We start from the raw sequence: 17,259 nt of genomic DNA on the forward strand, positions 1-17,259 counted from the left end.
TGAGCGGGGGCACGGCGTGACCGCCATGGTGCTCATGGTCCGGGCCGCGCCCGCCGACCTCGAGCGCCGGGCCGTCTGGGCGCTGTCGACGGTGCGGATGGCGCCCGCCGCCGTGCCGGGCTGGACCCTGGTCGACGTCGGCTCGGCCGACCAGGCGGCGCTCGAGCGGGTCGCCGAGGAGGTGAGCAAGGTCGGCACGGGCCTGCTGCTCGTGGTCGGGGAGTGGCGCAGCGCACTGCAGCTGTGGGCCCGCGGCAGGCGACGCGCCACCGTGGGCTGGACCGCCGGCAAGGTCAACGGCCTGGACGCCGGGGCCGCCCGCTCGACGGCGGCCGAGCTCGAACGGTGGCTCGGGGCCGACCCGCAGGAGCTCCTGCTCGTGCTGCGGTCACCCTCGTCGCCGGAGGACGGGTGGCGCACCCTGGCGGCCGCGCTCGATCTCCCGGTGGCGCCCGGGTTCCCCTACCGCGGGGCGGGCGAGCTCGACTCCGACCGCGCCCGGGTGCTCGAGCGCCGGACCCTCGTGGAGGCGGCCGCCGACGACCACGGCTCCGGCCTCCTCCCGTCGGCGCCCGACCGGTCGCCGGAGCCCGCGTGGCGGCTCGCGGGGCGCGCCCTGCTCGTGCTGGTCTTCGTCTCCGGCATCGCCTGGACCCTCAGCCGGGACGACCCCCGGTACGTCACCGTGGTGGCACTGCTCCTGGCGACCGTCGCGAGCGTGCCGGAGGTCGTCCGGCAGGTCGGCCTGCGCCGACGTGCCTCGGGGCGGGCGCGGCCGACCGGGTCGGGTCCGGCGGGACCCGACCCGGTCGACGGCGACTGACGGGCGCACCGGGCGGCCACACGGCCCGGGCCCGTGCCCGCTGCGGTTCGCGCCGGGCGTCCGGCGCGAACCGGGCGTCCGGCGCGTACCGGGCGTCCGGCGCGTACCGGGCACCCGGCGCGCACCGGGCACCCGGCGCGGAGGGCAACCCGTCAGGCGGGCTTGACCGCCAGGACCGGGCACGGGGCGTCGAGCAGCACGCGCTGCGCCGTCGAGCCGAGGATGAGCTTGCCGACCGGGGTGCGGTGGCGCAGGCCGATGACGAGCACCGAGGCGTCGACCTCCCGCGCCACCGCGAGCAGCGCCTCGGCGGGGTCGCTGCCCTCCTCGACCCGGCGCACGCTGGCGTCGAGGCCGAGCTCGGCCAGGTCGCGGCCGACCCGCGCGAGCTGGTCGTCGGGCGCCCGGTGGGCGTCGGCGAGCACGTCGTCGCGCGACATGTTGACCACGAGCAGCGGCTCGTGCCGCCGCCGGGCCTCCTGGGCCGCGTGCGAGAGCGCCGCCTCGCCGAACGCGTTGGGGACGTACCCCGTGAGCACCGTCATCGTTCCTCCTCAGCCGGCCCAGCCGGGTTCGCTGCCACTACGTCCGGACTGCGCCACGGCTGCCCGGACGTCGGCCGGTCGCTCCGACCTCATCTCGTCGCCGTCCGCCTCGGCGGAGCCGCCACCACTTCCGTCGCCGCCACCGGGACGGTCGTCTCCGTGCCCGCCGCGACCGCGTCGCAGCAGCGCACCGATCAGCGGCCAGGCGAGGGCGAGCACGATCAGGACGTAGCAGACCCACGCCACCGGGCCGCCGACCAGCCCGGAGATGTCGCCACCGGTGAGCTGGAGCGACTGCCGGCCCTTGCGCTCGACGAGCGGGCCCAGGATGACCCCCACGATGAGCGGGAGCACCGGGAGCCCGAAGCGCCGCATGGCGAACCCGAGCAGACCCAGCACGAGCAGCAGCCACAGGTCGAACGGCTGGCTGTTCACGGCATACGCACCCATGGACGCGAAGAACAGGATGCCCGCGTAGAGGTAGGGCCGCGGGATCTGCAGCAGCTTGGCCCACGCCGGGGCGAGGGGCAGGTTGAGCAGCAGCAGCATCGTGTTGCCGATGAACAGGCTGGCGATGAGCGCCCAGACCAGCGCCGGCTCCTTGGTGAGCAGGAGCGGCCCCGGCTCGATGCCCCAGCCCTGGAGGGCGGCCAGCATGATCGCTGCCGTGGCGTTGGTCGGCAGGCCGAGGGCCAGCATCGGCACCAGCGTGCCGGCGGCGGAGGCGTTGTTGGCCGCCTCCGGGCCGGCGACGCCCTCGATGGCGCCCTTGCCGAACTCCTCCGGGTGCTTCGAGAGCTTCTTCTCGGCCGTGTAGGACAGCAGCGTCGGGATCTCCGCGCCCCCCGCAGGCATCGCGCCGAACGGGAAGCCGAGCAGGGTGCCGCGCAGCCACGGCTTCCACGACCGCGACCAGTCGCTGCGCCCCATCCACGGCCGGCCGACGGGGATGACCTCGCCGGCCTTGCGCCGCAGGTGCGCCGCGACCCACAGTGCCTCGCCGACCGCGAAGATGCCGACCGCAACCACGACCACGTCGATGCCGTCCGCGAGCTGCGGCAGTCCGCCGGTGAGGCGCTGCTGGCCGGTGACGAAGTCGATGCCGACGACGCCGATGGTCAGGCCGACGAGCAGCGAGGCGAGGCCGCGCACCCGCGAGGCGCCGAGGACGGCCGTCACGCCCGTGAAGGTGAGCAGGATGATCGCGAGGTACTCCGGCGCACCGAGGCTGATCGCGAACTTCGCCACCTGCGGCATGAGGAAGACGATCCCGAGGGTGCCGATGGTGCCCGCGATGAACGAGCCGATGGCGGACGTCGCGAGCGCCTGGGCGGCCCGTCCCGCCTTGGCCATCTTGTTGCCCTCGATCGCGGTCACGACCGACGCCGACTCACCCGGGGTGTTGAGCAGGATCGAGGTCGTCGACCCGCCGTACATGCCGCCGTAGAAGATGCCGGCGAACAGGATCAGGCCCTCGACGGGCTGCAGGCCGTAGGTGATGGGCAGGAGCAGGGCCACGGTCATGGCCGGCCCGATGCCCGGCAGGACGCCGACGGCGGTGCCGACGGTGACGCCGAGCAGGGCGATGAGGAGGTTCATCGGCGACAGGACGTCGCCGAAGCCCCCGAGGAGGCTCAGGAGGTTGTCCATCAGAGGATTCCCTGGAGTATGCCGGCGGGCAGGTTGACCCCGAGCCCGATCGCGAACGCGTAGAAGGTGATGAGCGACAGGGCCAGCCCCGCCGCGAGGCCCCGGACGTGGTGGCGGTTGCCGAGCGCGAAGGCCGAGCCCGCGAAGAGCAGGGCCCCGCTGATCACCCAGCCGAGCGGCTCGATGAGCAGGGCGTTGACCGCGAAGGCGGCGACGAGCAGGCCGATGGTGCGCCAGTCGACGCTGGTCGACAGGTCGACGTCCTCACCCTCCTCCGCCTCGCCTGCGCCGCCACGGGCGACGTCGATGGCGTAGAAGACGGCCACGACGAGCAGCAGCACCCCGAGCAGGATCGGCATGGGCTTGGGGCCCACCGGGTCGTTGCTGCTGGAGACGTGGCCGATCCGGCTGGCGTCGAACAGGACGTAGGCGCCGAGCAGGGCAAGGCCCGCGCACAGTCCGTACTGTGCGCGGTCCTTGACCTGCGGGCGGCCCGAGGTGGGCTGGGTCATGCCAGGCCGAGCTGCTTGAGGATCTCGGCGACCTGGGTGTCCTGCTCCTTCATGAAGGTGCTGAACTCGTCACCGGTCTGGAAGGCGTCGGTCCAGCCGCGCTTCTTCTCCTCGTCCTTCCACGCCTGCGTGTCGTGCATCTTCGTCAGCGCGTCGGTCCAGGCCTTCTTGTCGGCGTCGGAGATGCCGGGGGGCGCCACGATGCCGCGCCAGTTGGTGAAGACCAGGTCGATCCCCTGCTCCTTGAGGGTCTTGACGTCCTTGAGCGCCTCGATCGGCTGCTCGCTGGTCACCGCGAGGACGCGCACGTCGCCCGCCTCGACCTGGTCGAGGAACTCGCCGAAGCCGCTGGCACCGAAGGCGATCTTGTTGCCCAGGAGCGCCGGCAGGAGCTCACCGCCACCGTCGTAGGAGACGTAGCTGACCTGCTTGGGGTCGATGCCGACCGCCTTGGCGAGCTGCATCGGCAGCAGGTGGTCGGGGCCACCCGGGGAGGAGCCGCCGCCGACGGCGACCTTCTTGGGGTCGGCCTTCCACGCGGCGACGAGCTGGTTGATGTCCTTGTACGGGGAGTCCTTCGGCACGACGATCGCGCCGGCCTCCTCGATCAGCTTGGCGATCGGCGTGGTCTCGGCGAGCGTCGCCTTCGACTTCTGGGTGTATGCCGCGCCGACGACGCCCAGCCCCATCTGCATGGCGAGCTTGCCGTTGCCCTTCTCGTTCACGACCCGCTGCAGTCCGACGGTGCCACCGGCACCGGGCAGGTTGAACACCTGGACGGAGCCGGTGATCTTCTGGGCCTCCATGACCTTGGCGGCGGTGCGGGCGGTCGTGTCGTAGCCGCCACCGGGGCTGTTCGGGACCATGAGCTGCAGGCCCGTCGCGGGCTTGCCGCCGTCGGACGAGGACGAGGCGGTGCCCTTGGCGGCCGTGGCGCCGCAGGCGCTGAGCAGCAGGGCGGCCACGGCGGTGGCGGCCGCGAGGACGGTCGTGGGACGGGCTCTCATCGTTGAGACCTTTCGTCGTGCAGGACGTTCAGGGGGGAGACTTCCGCTCGCGGGGAGGCGAGCGCCATGATCGTGGCGGCCACCTCCCCGGCCCGTCCCCCTTCTGTCAGCAGTGAAGGTTGAGTTCATAGTGTTCGTACGCCGGCGCCGGCGGCCCACCCTGGCCGGCCAGCTGCTCGTCCTGCAGCTGGCGGTGGTCATCGTGGTGCTCGTGCTCGTCGGTGCAGTGTCCCTCGCGCAGTCCGAGGCGACGTTCCGCGGGGTCGAGGGACGCCGGGTCAGCGCGCTGGCCGAGCAGCTCGGCGGCAACCCCCTCGTCCGGACCAACCTCGCCACGCCGTCCACCCGCACCGGTCTCGCCACGCTGGGGCAGTCGGTGGTGACGCAGTCCCGGGTGACGTCGGTGACCTTCGCCGACGCCGACGAGAACGTGCGCACCTCCACCGACCCCTCGCTGGAGGGTGGCCGGATCCCGTTGCCGCGCAAGGCCGTTGCCGACGGAGCGAGCTGGTCGGGCACGCTCGAGCTGTTCGGGCAGCGCCAGCTCGTGAGCCAGGTCCCGGTCTTCAGCGTGGCGGACGAGCACGTCGGTGAGCACCTCGGCACCGTCATGATCACCGAGGCGTTCCCGTCGGCGTGGCAACGGCTTCGGGGCGCCTCCTCGTACCTGCTCACCTACCTGGGCACCGCCCTCATCGTGGGGCTCGTCGGGTCGTGGCTGCTGGCGGAGCGGATCAAGCGGCAGACCCTCGGCATGGAGCCCGAGGAGATCACCGGGCTCGTCGAGCACCGCGAGGCCCTGCTCTACGGCATCGCCGAGGGCGTGGTCGCGCTCGACCCGCAGGGGCGGATCACCCTGGTCAACGACGTGGCCCGTCGCCTGCTCGACCTGCCCGAGCACGCCACCGGGCTGAGCCTGGCCGACCTGCGGATCACCGGGCGCCTGCTGACGGTGCTCACCGGCGACGGCGAGGCCACCGACGAGGTGGTGGTCCGCCGCGGGCGGGTGCTGGTCATGAACCGGATGAGCGTCGACAAGGACGGCCGCCACCTCGGCACCGTCACCACGCTGCGCGACCGCACCGCCCTGGCCGCGCTCGAGCGCGAGCTCGGGTCGTTCCGCAGCAGCACCCAGCTGCTGCGGGCCCAACGGCACGAGTTCGCCAACCAGCTGCACACGATCAGCGGCCTCATCCAGATCGGCGAGTACGACGAGGTCGTCCGCTACGTCGACGCGGTCAGCGAGCGCCGCCACTCCCTCGACCTGTCGGTCAACAGCCGGGTCCGCGACCCCGCCGTCGGGGTGCTCCTCATGGCCAAGGCGTCGATCGCGGCCGAGCGCCGGGTCGACCTGCGGATCAGCGACGACACCTCGCTCGACCGGCTCGACACCGAGGACTCCGCCGACGTCGCGACCGTGGTCGGCAACCTCGTCGACAACGCGATCGACGCCGCAGCCGGCAGCGCCGGCTCGTGGGTCGAGGTGGGCATCGCCCACGACAGCACCACGGTGCGGATCACGGTCCGGGACTCCGGGCCAGGCGTCGCGGACGAGGTCGCGGACTCCGTCTTCGAGCAGGGCGTGACGAGCAAGACCGAGGGCGAGGGCGAGCACGGGATCGGGCTCGCGCTCACCCGGCTGGTGTGCCGTCGCCGCGGTGGCGAGGCGGGGTTCCACAACACGGCCGACGGAGCGGTCTTCACCGCCCACCTCACGGTCACCCCCGTCCCCGAGGCGGTGACCCGGTGAGCCGGGTGACCGGCGCCGCGATCCGCGTCCTCATCGTCGACGACGACTTCATGGTGGCCCGGGTGCACACGGGGTTCGTCGAGAAGGTTGAGGGCTTCGAGGTGGTCGGTGTCGCGCACACCGCGGCCGACGCCCTCACCCAGGTCGCCGGGACCCAGCCGGACCTCGTGCTGCTCGACATGTACCTGCCCGACCGGTTCGGCCTCGACGTCCTCGGCGAGCTGCGGCAGGCGGGCAGCGACTGCGACGTCATCGTCATCACCGCGGCCCGCGAGCTCGACGCCGTCCGCGGGGCGATCCAGCGCGGCGTGGTCGACTACGTGCTAAAGCCGTTCGGCTTCCAGGACCTGCGCGAGCGCCTGGAGCGGTATGCCGCTCAGCGCCAGCTCCTGCGCGGCGACGCCGACCGGGTCGACGGCCAGGCCGAGATCGACCGGGTCCTCGCCCGCGCCGGCTCGGGATCCACCGTGCTGCCCAAGGGCCTCAGCCCGGAGACGGTGGCCGTCGTCGCCGACGCGCTGCGGACCGCCGACGGCACCCTGTCGGCGACCGAGGCCGCCGAGGCGGTGGGCATCTCCCGGGTGAGCGCCCGGCGCTACCTGGAGTACTTCGTCAGCACCGGGCGCGCGGAGGTCACCCTCCGCTACGGCAGCACCGGCCGCCCGGAACGGCGCTACCGCCGTGCCTGAGGCGCCGGGCCGCGAACCCGGGCCCGGGACCCGCGCCGCGTCGTCCGCCAACGCCCCGGCAGCCCGGCACGCGCTCGACGTGCTCACCCTGCTGGCGCGGCACACCGAGCCCCTGCCCGCCGGGGCGATCGCGCGGGACCTGGGCCTTCCGCGCTCGACGACGTACCACCTGCTGGCGGTGCTGCGGGACGCCGGCTTCGTCACGCACCTGCCCGAGGACCGGCGCTACGGCCTGGGCGTCGCGGCCTTCGAGCTGGGGTCGGCCTACCAGCGCCAGGCGCCGCTGCAGCGGATCGCCCGCCCGCTCCTCGGCCGGCTCGTGGACGCGACGACCCACAACGCGCACCTGGCGGTGCTGCACGGCCGCGACGTCCTCTACGTCATCGAGGAGCGCGCGCCCGGCCGCCCGCTGCTCGTCACCGACGTCGGCGTGCGGCTGCCGGCCACCCTCACGGCCAGCGGCCTGGCCATGCTGGCCGAGCTGCCCGCAGCGCAGGTCCGGGCCCTCTTCCCGCACAGGGACACGCTCGTCCAGCGCGACGGGCGCGGCCCCGCGAGCGTCACCGAGCTGCGCCGCGAGCTCGCGGCGGTGCGCACGCGCGGCTACGCCACCGAGGACGGCTCGGTCAGCCCCGGTCTCGCCTCGGTCGCCCGGGCCGTCCTCGACCACACCGGCCACCCGGTCGCCGGCATCGCGGTCACCTTCCCCCGGGACGAGGTCGACACGGCCGAGCAGGAGCGCCTCGTCGCAGCCGTGACCCGCACCGCGGCCGCACTGACCGCGCGCATCCGCGGCGTCCACTGACACCCGCCTGCCACACTGGCCTGCGGGACCGAGGGGGGACCATGACGACGACTCACCAGTCGGCGGGACGCCGGCGACGCCGGGTGGTGCGACGCGCTGCTGCTGCGGCCGTGGCCCTGCTCGTGGCGGGCGGCGCCGCGGGGTATGCCGCGTGGAGCCGGGACCCCGCCGGAGCCGGTCGTGCGTCCACCGGCGTGGTCGCGGCAGGCGCTCAGCCCGGCAGGGGTGTGCGTCCGCCGGTCAGGCCCACGACGGCCCACCCGGTGGCTCCGCAGTCCCGCACCACCTCCCCGACCAGCGCCACCACGCCCGCAAGGCAGGCGCACCGCCCGGCCGGCTCCACGGCATTCGCCCCTGTCGTCACCGACCGCATCCCGGCACCGGCCGTCAGCATCGCCCTGGACGCGCCCGTCCGCGGGACGACGAACATGCAGCCCTCGGCGGCCCGTGCCTTCGACCGGGCCTTCGCCGCCGCCCGGGCCGGCGGGCTCCACCCGCAGATCCGCTCCGCCTGGCGCAGCCGCGCCTACCAGCAGGTCCTGTTCGACCGGGCCGTCGCGACCTACGGCTCGGCGGCCGAGGCCGGCAGGTGGGTCCTGCCGCCGAGCCGGTCCGCCCACGTCAAGGGGTACGCCGTCGACGTCCACCCGCAGGCGGTCGCCGCCTGGCTCGAGGTGCACGGACCGGCGTACGGGATCTGCCGCACCTACGACAACGAGTGGTGGCACTTCGAGTACCTCGCCACGTCCACCTGCCCGCCCAGGCTGCCGACCGCCGCCGGCTGACCCCACAATGGCCGGGTGCCCGACACCCCCGTGACCGCCGTCGTGCTGTGCGGGGGCACGGGGCGGCGCTTCGGCGGCGACAAGACCCGAGCCGACCTCGGCGGCGCCACCGTCCTCGACCGGCTGCTCGACGGCCTGCCCGGCGACTGGGCGGTCCTGTGCGTCGGCGAGCGCCGCCCGACCACGCGCGGGGTCACCTGGCTGCGCGAGGACCCGCCCGGGGGAGGTCCGGTCGCCGCGCTGGCCGCCGCCCTCCCGCACGTCGCGACGCCCGTCCTCGTCGCCCTCGGTGGCGACATGCCGTATGCCGCGCCCGCGGCACCCGACCTCGCGAGCCGCCTCGTGGCGGGCGGCGGCACCGGCTCCGGCGGGCACGGCACCGGCTCCGCGCCCGAGGTGGTGGCCGCCCGCGACGCTGGCGGGCGGGTGCAGCCGCTGCTCGCGGCATACCGGGTCGACGCCCTGCGCGCGGCGGTCCCGACGCCAGCCGCGGGGGCGCCCCTCATGCGGCTGCTCGACCGGCTGCGGGTCGAGGCGGTCGAGGTCGCGGACCCGGCGGCACTCGACGTCGACACCCCGGACGACCTCGAACGGGCACGCCATAGGCTCGGCCCGTGAAGGCCATCACGATCCCCCAGCCCGGAGACGCCGACGCCCTCGTCCTCGACGAGGTGCCCGACCCCCAGCCCGCGGCCGGCGAGGTCCGGGTGCGGGTCGCGGCCGCCGGGGTCAACCGCGCGGACGTCATGCAGCGGATGGGCCACTACCCGCCGCCGCCCGGCGCCCCCGAGTACCCGGGGCTGGAGGTCAGCGGCACCGTCGACGCGCTCGGCGAGGGCGTCGAGGGCTGGTCGGTCGGCGACGAGGTCTGCGCGCTCCTGTCCGGCGGCGGCTACGCCGAGCTGGTCTGCGTGCCGGCCGGGCAGCTGCTGCCCGTCCCCGCGGGCGTGTCGCTGGAGGACGCGGCGGCCCTGCCCGAGGTCGTCAGCACGGTCTGGTCCAACGTCTTCATGACGGCGAACCTGCTGCCCGGGCAGACGCTGCTCGTCCACGGCGGCTCCTCCGGCATCGGCACCATGGCGATCCAGCTCGCGCGCGAGGTCGGCGCGCACGTCGCGGTCACCGCGGGCACGGCCGAGAAGCTCGAGGCCTGTCGCGAGCTGGGCGCCGAGGTGCTCGTCAACTACCGCGAGGTGGACTTCGTCGAGCGGGTGCGGGCCGCGACCGGCGGGGCGGGGGCCGACGTCGTGCTCGACAACATGGGCGCGAAGTACCTGGCGTGCAACGTCGACGTCCTCGCCCCCAACGGGCGGCTCGTCATCATCGGCCTCCAGGGCGGTCGCACCGCCGAGCTCGACCTCGGCAAGCTCCTGGCCAAGCGGGCCGCCGTCATCGCGACGTCGCTGCGCGCGCGGCCTGCGGGCGAGAAGGCCACCATCGTCGCCGCCGTGCGCGAGCACGTCTGGCCCCTCGTCGAGGCGGGTCGGGTGCGCCCGGTCGTCCACGGCCGGTACCCGCTCGCCGACGCGGCAGCCGCCCACCGCGAGCTCGAGTCCAGCGGCCACGTCGGCAAGATCCTCCTGACGCCCTGACCGCCTGACGCCCTGACCCCTCGCGCCCCCGCCCCCGCCCCCACCCCCCGGGGGCCGGCCCCGCTCGTCTGTTCACACACCTGCGTCCCACTGCGCAGTGAGCGGATCCGTGCGCAGTGGGACGGACGTCTGTGCGCAGACGAGCGATCGGGCAGGGGCACCTCGCCGGGCGGCGTATCCTTGGGGGCGGCAAAGGGTTCCTGTGCGTCTTGGAGGCGGGTGCGGCGCACGCCCGTTTCGGCGTGCCCTCGCCCCGCTCAGAACGAGAACCCGTGTCGCCCATCGCCTCCTACCGCCGCCTGTTCTCGGTGGCCGGTCCCGCCTACGTCGTCACCGCCTTCCTCGCGCGCCTACCCCTGGCCATGAGCCAGATGGGTGCCCTCCTGCTCGTGTCCCACACGACCGGTTCGTATGCCGCGGGCGGCCTGGCCGCCGGCACGCTCGCCGTGGTGAGCGCGGTCGCCTCGCCGCTGGCCGCGGCGGTCGCCGACCGGGTCGGGCAGCGGCCCGTCCTGCTCGTGCAGTCGGTCGTCGCGGGCCTGGGGCTGCTGGCCCTCGTCGCGCTGGCCGCGGCCGGGCGACCCGCGGCCGTCCTCGTCACCGCAGCCGGCGTGACCGGTGCGTTCCTGCCGCAGGTCGGGCCGATGGCCCGCGTGCGGTGGCGGCCGCTGACCGCCGGGCAGGGAAGCCTGCAGCCGCGGCTGGTGTCCACCGCCTTCTCGTACGAGGGCGCCGCCGACGAGGCGTCGTTCGTCCTCGGGCCGGCGCTGCTGGGGGTGCTCGTGTCGGTGGCCGCGCCCGGTGCGGGGCTCGTGCTGGCGGCGGTGCTGCTGCTCGTCTTCGGCACCGGGTTCGCCCTGCACGACTCCGCCCGGCTCACCCACGCGGTCCGTGCCGCCGCCGGGGCCCGGACCCGGCTGTGGACCGTCCCGCTCGGCATCCTGCTGCTCGCCCAGCTCCTCATCGGCACCGTCTTCGGCTCGGTGCAGACCGGCACGGCCGTGCTCGCGACCAGTGCCGGCCACCCCGGCAGCGCAGGTCTCGTGCACGCCCTGCTGGGCGTGGGCAGCGTGGCGGCCGGCGTCGCGCTCGCCGCGGTGCCCGAGCGGGTGGCGCTCACGACGCGCCTGCTCGCCGCCGCCGGTGGCCTGCTCGTGCTGTCGCTGCCCCTGCTGCTCGTGGGCTCGCTGGGGTCGCTCGTGGCGGTCGTGCTGCTGCTCGGCTTCGTCGTGGCGCCCTACATGATCACCACCTTCACCCTCGGCGAGCGTGTGGCGCCCCCGACCCGCGTGGGCTCGGCGATGACGCTGCTGGCCGCTGCGACGGGGCTCGGCTACGCGCTGGGGTCCGCGGTCGCCGGCCGGCTGGCCGACGACTCGGGGCACCGGGCTGCGTTCGCCGTGGCGGTGACCGCGACGGCCACCGCCCTGGTCGTGGCACTCGTGTCACGGGTCGTGCTGCGCCGGTTCGATCGGGCGGGCCACGCCGCGACGGTGCAGGCCGCACCGGGCGACGCCCCCGGCGAGCCGGCCGCGAACGGCCCCCTCGCGGCCGAGGCCGTGCCACGCTGAGCGGCATGAGCGTGCTCGCCACCGTGCTGGTGGCCCTCGTGGCCCTGGTCCACCTCTACATCGTGGTGCTGGAGATGGCGCTGTGGACCACCCCGCGCGGCCGTGCGGCGTTCGGCCTGACGCCCGAGTTCGCCGAGGCGACCCGCACGCTGGCGGGCAACCAGGGCCTCTACAACGGCTTCCTCGCGGCGGGTCTCGTCTGGAGCCTCGTGGGCCCCGAGCACCTGCGCTTCGGGTTCGCGGTCTTCTTCCTGCTCTGCGTCATCGTGGCCGGGCTGTACGGCGCGGCCACCGCGAGCCGGCGCATCCTGCTCGTGCAGGCCCTGCCGGGTGCCGTCGCCCTGGCTGCCGTCCTGCTCGCCGGCTGACGGTCCGGCCATGGGACTGTGGGCCGACCTCGGGCTCCCCGCGGCGCACGCCGGCCCGGTGCGGCACGCCCTGCACCGGCTCGTCGCCAGCGCGCCGGGGGCCCGGGTCGCGAGCCGGGTCGTTGCGCCCCTGGACACCGCCGTGCGCCGACTGGCGGGAGGTCGCACCGCCACCGAGGCACTCGCCGGCGTCCCCACCGTCACGCTCACCACCCGTGGCGCCCGCACGGGCCGGGAGCGCCAGAGCCACCTGCTCGCCATCCCCTGCGGGGAGCACCTGGCCGTCATCGGGTCGAACTACGGCGGGGAGGCAACCCCCGGTTGGGTGCACAACCTGCGCGCCGACCCCAGCGGGGTCCTCACCCACCACGACCGGTCGGTCCGGGTCCGGGCACGGCTGCTCAGCGGCGCGGAGGCGGAGGCCGTCTGGGACACGGCCGCCGCGATGTACGCCGGCTACCCGGCATACCGCCGGCGGGCGGCCCACCGCACGATCACGGTCTGGCTCCTCCAGCCCGCCCCGCGCGGCTGAGGCAGGATGGGACGCATGAGCGAGCAGCCGCGACCGGAAGGCCAGACCAGCCCCGACGCCGAGGGCGACCGCGACCCGCACCGGGTGGTCGTCGTCACGCAGGACGGCATGGGCGTCTCCCACCACGAGGAGAGCGAGGACGGCCCGACCAATCCGGCCGACCTCGTCGAGCAGCCGGCCAAGGTCATGCGGATCGGCTCGATGATCAAGCAGCTGCTCGAGGAGGTGCGCAACGCGCCCCTGGACGAGGCGGGACGCGCACGCCTGGCCGAGATCCACCGCCGCTCGATCAAGGAGCTCGAGGACGGCCTGGCCCCCGAGCTCATCGAGGAGCTCGAGCGGATCGCCCTGCCGTTCCGCGAGGACGAGGCGCCCACCGATGCCGAGCTGCGGATCGCGCAGGCCCAGCTCGTGGGCTGGCTCGAGGGGCTCTTCCACGGCATCCAGACCGCGCTGTTCGCCCAGCAGATGGCGGCCCAGCAGCAGCTGGCGCAGATGCGGCGCGCGCTCCCGCCCGGCCAGGCGCCGATGGACGGCGGCCCCGGGATGCCCAGTGGCCCGGGCCTGCACCCGGGCGGCCCCGAGCACCGCGAGAGCGGGCCCACCGGCCAGTACCTCTAGGCGGCCACCTCCGGCTCGCGGGCGATGCGGCGCAGGGGCGAGAGCCACGCGTATGCCGCGGCGAGCACGCCGACGGCGACGACGCTCACCATCGCGCGGCGTACGCCCCACTCGTTGGCCAGCCCGCCCGCGGCGAGCGCCCCGACCGTCCAGCCGATGCCCCAGGAGAGCATCCGGCCGGCGGTGTTGACCCGGCTGAGCAGGTGCTCGGGCGTGACCTGCTGGCGGTAGGTCAGCGAGTTGATGACGACGAGCTGGTACGCGACGCCCCAGCCGACCATCGCCACGACCGCGACCAGCCACGTGGTCGTCGTGGCGACCACCAGCCCGCCGGCGGCCGACACCGGGATCGCGAGCAGCGTGAGCCGGGCGGTCCCGACCCGGCGCAGCAGGCGGGGGGTCAGCCAGGCCGCGAGGATGCCGCCGACGCCCCACATGCTGAAGACGAGGCCGAACCGCCAGCCGCTCGTCCCCACGCCGAGCACCCGGTCGCACCACGGGACCGCGAGCGCCATGAACCCGGCACCGGCCAGCGACTGCAGCGCGCCGATGACGGTGTTGGACCGCACGCCCGCGTGCTGCCACAGGAACCGCTGGCCGTCACGGATGTCGGCGAGGACGGACCGGGCACCGACGGCGAACCCGGCCGATGCGGCGCGCTCGCGGGCGGTGGACAGGGCCCGCCCGATCGAGCGGACGAGCAGGGCCGAGACGAGGAAGGTCAGCGCGTCCAGCACCAGCAGGTCGGCCGGGTGCATCACCGCCAGCGCGAGGCCGACCCCGGCGGGGACGCACAGGTCGAGCATGCCGCCGACTCCCCAGATGGCGGCGTTCGCCTCGCCGACCCGCTCGCGCCCGACCAGAACGGGCAGGGCGCCGAAGTTGGCCCCGTCGAAGAACGTGAAGAGCGACTGCGCGACGAACCCCGCGACGAGCACGTGGGCGACCGTGAGGTGTCCCAGCCACCAGGCGAGCGGCACCGTCCCGATGACGACGACGTTGGCGAGGTCGGCGCCCACCATGACCCGCTTGCGGTCGAGCCGGTCGCCGACGACGCCGGAGAACAGCCCGAAGAGGAGGTACGGCAGCGCCTCGAGGGTGGTGGTGAGCGCGGTGAGGCCGGGCGAGCCGCTGATCCGGTAGACGAGGACGGGCATCGCGACGGCCGTGACGAGCGACCCGGTGAGCGAGGTGAGGCGCGCCGTCCAGTACCGGCGGAAGTCCGGGTCGGCGCGCAGCCAGCCGGGGGCGGTGGTCGTCACCCGCACAGTGTGCCCCGGGCCCGCGGGCGACGGCGGCCGCCCGGCCAAACGATGGGGCGCTCCGGGGCAAACGGTGGGGCGCTGCTGGGGAGCCCGTGGCCGTGCGGCGGAAACCGGCTGTCGGGCGTCGCCGGGCACCGATACGTTCGGCACCATGACCGACGGCACCATGACTGACGCGACGAGCGGGGGCGAGGCGGTCCGGCAGCTGGCCGACGACTTCGACGCCTGGCAGATGACCACGAACCCGACCTGGGCCCACATGATCGGCGACTACCGCCACGCCGGCCGCTACGAGGACGCGAGCCGGGCCGCGGAGGACGAGCAGGTGGCGGCGGCGCGCGAGTTCGCCGAGCGCGCGCGGGCCATCCCCGACGAGGGCCTGGAGCTGCAGGACCGCATCACCCGCGACATGGTCGCCTTCGACGCCGACAGCCAGGCCGACGTCGCCGCCACGCGGATGGCCGAGCTCAGCGCGAACCCCGTCTTCGGCATCCAGTCCGACCTGCAGGTGACGGTGCCCATGCTCGCGCTGCCGACGGTCGAGGTGGCCGAGGCGATGGTCGACAAGTACCGCGGCATCGGGCGGCACCTCCACGACCTCGCCGAGCGGCACCGTGAGGGGGTCGCCGCCGGCCGCACGCCCGCGGCGTTCGCGGTCGACGGCGTCGTCGAGCAGGTCGACCAGTGGCTGGCCCTCCCGCTCGAGGAGGACCCGCTGCTCGTGACGGCCACCGCGCCGGAGGGGCTCGACACCGACGCATGGCGAGCCGGCCTGCGCGAGGCGGTCGAGCAGGACGTGCGCCCGGGCCTGGCCCGGTACCGCGACGTGCTGCGCGACGAGGTCGCCCCGCACGCCCGCAGCGACGAGCAGGTCGGCCTCGCGCACCTTCCCGACGGGGCCGCCACCTACGCCACGCTGCTGGCGCACCACACCACGACGTCCCTGTCGGCGCAGGAGATCCACGACCTCGGCCTGGCCCAGATCGAGGCGCTCGACGAGGAGTACCGCCGGCTCGGCGGTGAGGTCTTCGGCCTCGACGACCCGGCCGCGGTCCGCGAGCGCCTGCGCACGGACCCCGACGGCCGCCACACCAGCAGCGAGGACATCGTCGCCGCGTCGGAGGCGGCGTTCGCCAAGGCCCGCGCGGCCATGCCCGAGTGGTTCGACCGCCTGCCGCAGGCCGACTGCGTGGTCCAGGCGACCGAGCACGGCGCCGCGGCCTACTACTACCCACCGGCCGACGACGGCTCCAGGCCGGGGACGTTCTTCGTCAACACCTCGCCGCCGTCGCGCTGGGGCCGGCACGAGATCGAGGCGCTGGCGTACCACGAGGGCATCCCCGGCCACCACCTCCAGCTCGCCATCGCGGTCGAGCTCACGGACCTCCCCGACTACCGGCGGCACGTCGTCTTCAACGCCTACGCCGAGGGCTGGGGGCTCTACACCGAGCGGCTGTCCGACGAGATGGGCCTGTACTCAGGGCCGCTCGAGCGGCTCGGCATGCTGACGATGGACTCCATGCGCGCCTGCCGACTCGTCGTCGACACAGGCATGCACGCGCTGGGTTGGAGCCGCCAGCAGGCGGTCGACTACATGGCCGGGCACTGCGCGATGGCGCTCGAGGGCGTGCGTGCGGAGATCGACCGGTACGCCACCTACCCCGCGCAGGCGTGCAGCTACATGGTCGGCCGGCTGGAGCTGCTGCGGATCCGGCGCGAGGCGCAGCAGCGGCAGGGCGACGCCTTCGACATCCGGCAGTTCCACAATGCCGTGCTCGACTCCGGGTCGCTGCCCCTGGCCGTCCTCGACGCGGTGGTGCAGATCCGCCTGCCCTGAGTCGCCCCGGCGTCAGGCAACGGGCACGGGGACCGGGGCGTCCGTGGCGCGGTGCGCCCGCAGGTGCAGGCCGGAGTCGACGAGGGTCTTGAGGACCACGAGCGCGACGGCCGGCAGCACGGCCGTCGCGCCGGCGACCGGGCCGCCGGCGTCGATGGTGCCGCCACCGTCGCGTGCGAGGAGGAAGGCGCTCCCGAGGACGACCACGTGCAGCACGACGACCCGCCCGTACGGCTGCGCCATCGCCTGCTGCGGCCCCGTGGTCAGCCGTTCACCGCGGGCGAACCAGTACACGGCCGTCGCGACGCCGTGGCTCGCGACCAGTGCGAGCAGGACGAGCAGGTAGCCGCCGACGCTGCCCGTCGTCCCGAGCCGGTGCGCGAGCCGCCACGTGAAGATGCCGTGCGCCAGGGTGAACGCGCCGTAGTGCACGCAGAAGAACCCCGCGAAGAACACCCTGGCCACGACCGCCGGGAGGGCGATCGCGGGCCCGCCGCCCGTGAACGCCATGGCCGGGGTGCCGTTCCGGGTGGGGGCGAGGGCCCCCAGGGCGGTCGCGATCCGGACGAGCGTCCACACCCCGACCGCCACGTTCTCGAGCCAGAACACGACGAGCACGTCGCCGGCTCCCCAGCGCCCGGTCGCGACGGCCCACAGCGGGATCGTGTTCGCGAGCACGAGGACCAGCAGGGTGGCCGCCCGCGCGGCCCGGGGCGGCAGCGTGGCGGCGAGTGACCCCAGGGCCTGCAGCCCCAGCAGGCGCAACAACATCGGCGCGTCTCCCCCTGCTCTTCCGGTGTGCGACGACGCGAGGGTATGCCGGGGTGCCTCGCCGGCGCCGCGCGTTACCGCTCACCCCCGTCCGAACGGCTGAGCCGCCGGGCGCGGCCGCTCGGGTTCGACAGGG

At 74.7% G+C, this 17,259-nt stretch carries 18 protein-coding genes; 12 read left to right on the forward strand and 6 right to left on the reverse strand.

Features of this window, described 5'->3' with window-relative positions:
* Positions 1-16: 16 nt before the first annotated feature.
* The gene (locus tag J2X64_RS07300; RefSeq protein ID WP_310151704.1) at positions 17-823 is read left to right on the forward strand and encodes a hypothetical protein; all 807 of its coding nucleotides are present in this window, start codon (positions 17-19) and stop codon (positions 821-823) included.
* A 152-nt stretch (positions 824-975) separates the two neighbouring features.
* On the opposite strand, the gene J2X64_RS07305 is transcribed toward J2X64_RS07300, so the two are convergent.
* The 4 genes from J2X64_RS07305 to J2X64_RS07320 are packed head-to-tail and all read right to left on the reverse strand — an operon-like array spanning position 976 to position 4,537.
* Complete coding sequence (locus J2X64_RS07305; RefSeq protein WP_310151707.1) at positions 976-1,368, reverse strand: universal stress protein; 393 nt, start codon at positions 1,366-1,368, stop codon at positions 976-978.
* 9 nt (positions 1,369-1,377) lie between these two features.
* Positions 1,378-3,018 carry a tripartite tricarboxylate transporter permease gene (locus tag J2X64_RS07310; RefSeq protein ID WP_310151709.1) on the reverse strand — a complete coding sequence of 547 codons (1,641 nt, stop codon included), beginning with the start codon at positions 3,016-3,018 and terminating at the stop codon, positions 1,378-1,380.
* The gene (locus J2X64_RS07315) at positions 3,018-3,530 is read right to left on the reverse strand and encodes a tripartite tricarboxylate transporter TctB family protein (protein WP_310151713.1); all 513 of its coding nucleotides are present in this window, start codon (positions 3,528-3,530) and stop codon (positions 3,018-3,020) included. Before J2X64_RS07315 ends, J2X64_RS07310 begins: the two co-directional genes overlap by 1 nt.
* Entirely contained in the window at positions 3,527-4,537 is a 1,011-nt protein-coding gene (locus J2X64_RS07320; RefSeq protein ID WP_310151717.1) for a tripartite tricarboxylate transporter substrate binding protein, read from the reverse strand. Before J2X64_RS07320 ends, J2X64_RS07315 begins: the two co-directional genes overlap by 4 nt.
* Before the next feature lie 130 nt (positions 4,538-4,667).
* Between J2X64_RS07320 and J2X64_RS07325 the strand changes: the two genes are divergently transcribed.
* The 10 genes from J2X64_RS07325 to J2X64_RS07370 all read left to right on the forward strand — a co-directional run bounded on the left by J2X64_RS07325 (position 4,668) and on the right by J2X64_RS07370 (position 13,250).
* Positions 4,668-6,287 carry an ATP-binding protein gene (locus J2X64_RS07325; RefSeq protein ID WP_310151720.1) on the forward strand — a complete coding sequence of 540 codons (1,620 nt, stop codon included), beginning with the start codon at positions 4,668-4,670 and terminating at the stop codon, positions 6,285-6,287.
* A complete protein-coding gene (locus J2X64_RS07330; RefSeq protein ID WP_310151722.1) occupies positions 6,284-6,976 on the forward strand; it encodes a response regulator in 693 nt (230 codons plus the stop codon). The genes J2X64_RS07325 and J2X64_RS07330 overlap by 4 nt, the downstream gene beginning before the upstream one ends.
* Positions 6,969-7,781 (forward strand): IclR family transcriptional regulator, encoded by an 813-nt coding sequence (locus J2X64_RS07335; RefSeq protein WP_310151725.1) that lies wholly within the window; start codon positions 6,969-6,971, stop codon positions 7,779-7,781. The genes J2X64_RS07330 and J2X64_RS07335 overlap by 8 nt, the downstream gene beginning before the upstream one ends.
* A 41-nt stretch (positions 7,782-7,822) precedes the next feature.
* A complete protein-coding gene (locus J2X64_RS07340; RefSeq protein WP_310151729.1) occupies positions 7,823-8,566 on the forward strand; it encodes a D-alanyl-D-alanine carboxypeptidase family protein in 744 nt (247 codons plus the stop codon).
* 15 nt (positions 8,567-8,581) lie between these two features.
* Positions 8,582-9,184, forward strand: a complete 603-nt coding sequence (locus J2X64_RS07345) for an NTP transferase domain-containing protein (protein ID WP_310151731.1) — start codon at positions 8,582-8,584, stop codon at positions 9,182-9,184.
* Positions 9,181-10,158 (forward strand): NAD(P)H-quinone oxidoreductase, encoded by a 978-nt coding sequence (locus J2X64_RS07350; protein WP_310151734.1) that lies wholly within the window; start codon positions 9,181-9,183, stop codon positions 10,156-10,158. Before J2X64_RS07345 ends, J2X64_RS07350 begins: the two co-directional genes overlap by 4 nt.
* 272 nt (positions 10,159-10,430) lie before the next feature.
* Entirely contained in the window at positions 10,431-11,729 is a 1,299-nt protein-coding gene (locus J2X64_RS07355) for an MFS transporter (protein ID WP_310151737.1), read from the forward strand.
* 5 nt (positions 11,730-11,734) lie between these two features.
* Entirely contained in the window at positions 11,735-12,097 is a 363-nt protein-coding gene (locus J2X64_RS07360) for a DUF1304 domain-containing protein (RefSeq protein ID WP_310151739.1), read from the forward strand.
* A 10-nt stretch (positions 12,098-12,107) separates the two neighbouring features.
* On the forward strand, positions 12,108-12,629 hold the full coding sequence (locus tag J2X64_RS07365) for a nitroreductase/quinone reductase family protein (protein ID WP_310151742.1): 522 nt from the start codon (positions 12,108-12,110) through the stop codon (positions 12,627-12,629).
* A gap of 15 nt (positions 12,630-12,644) precedes the next feature.
* Positions 12,645-13,250: a bacterial proteasome activator family protein gene (locus tag J2X64_RS07370; RefSeq protein ID WP_310151745.1), complete on the forward strand. Its 606-nt coding sequence runs from the start codon at positions 12,645-12,647 to the stop codon at positions 13,248-13,250.
* Here the strand turns inward: J2X64_RS07370 and J2X64_RS07375 are convergent.
* Positions 13,247-14,512: an MFS transporter gene (locus J2X64_RS07375; RefSeq protein WP_310151748.1), complete on the reverse strand. Its 1,266-nt coding sequence runs from the start codon at positions 14,510-14,512 to the stop codon at positions 13,247-13,249. The genes J2X64_RS07370 and J2X64_RS07375 overlap by 4 nt on opposite strands.
* Before the next feature lie 154 nt (positions 14,513-14,666).
* Here J2X64_RS07375 and J2X64_RS07380 point away from each other — a divergent pair, with 154 nt between their 5' ends.
* Entirely contained in the window at positions 14,667-16,352 is a 1,686-nt protein-coding gene (locus J2X64_RS07380; protein WP_310151751.1) for a DUF885 domain-containing protein, read from the forward strand.
* Positions 16,353-16,364: 12 nt separating this feature from the next.
* Here the strand turns inward: J2X64_RS07380 and J2X64_RS07385 are convergent, their stop codons facing one another.
* Positions 16,365-17,123, reverse strand: coding sequence for a DUF6498-containing protein (locus J2X64_RS07385; RefSeq protein ID WP_310151754.1), 759 nt, complete (start codon positions 17,121-17,123; stop codon positions 16,365-16,367).
* Between the last annotated feature and the right edge of the window lie 136 nt (positions 17,124-17,259).

It is taken from the genome of Phycicoccus sp. 3266 (assembly GCF_031456495.1).
GTDB lineage: Bacteria > Actinomycetota > Actinomycetes > Actinomycetales > Dermatophilaceae > Pedococcus.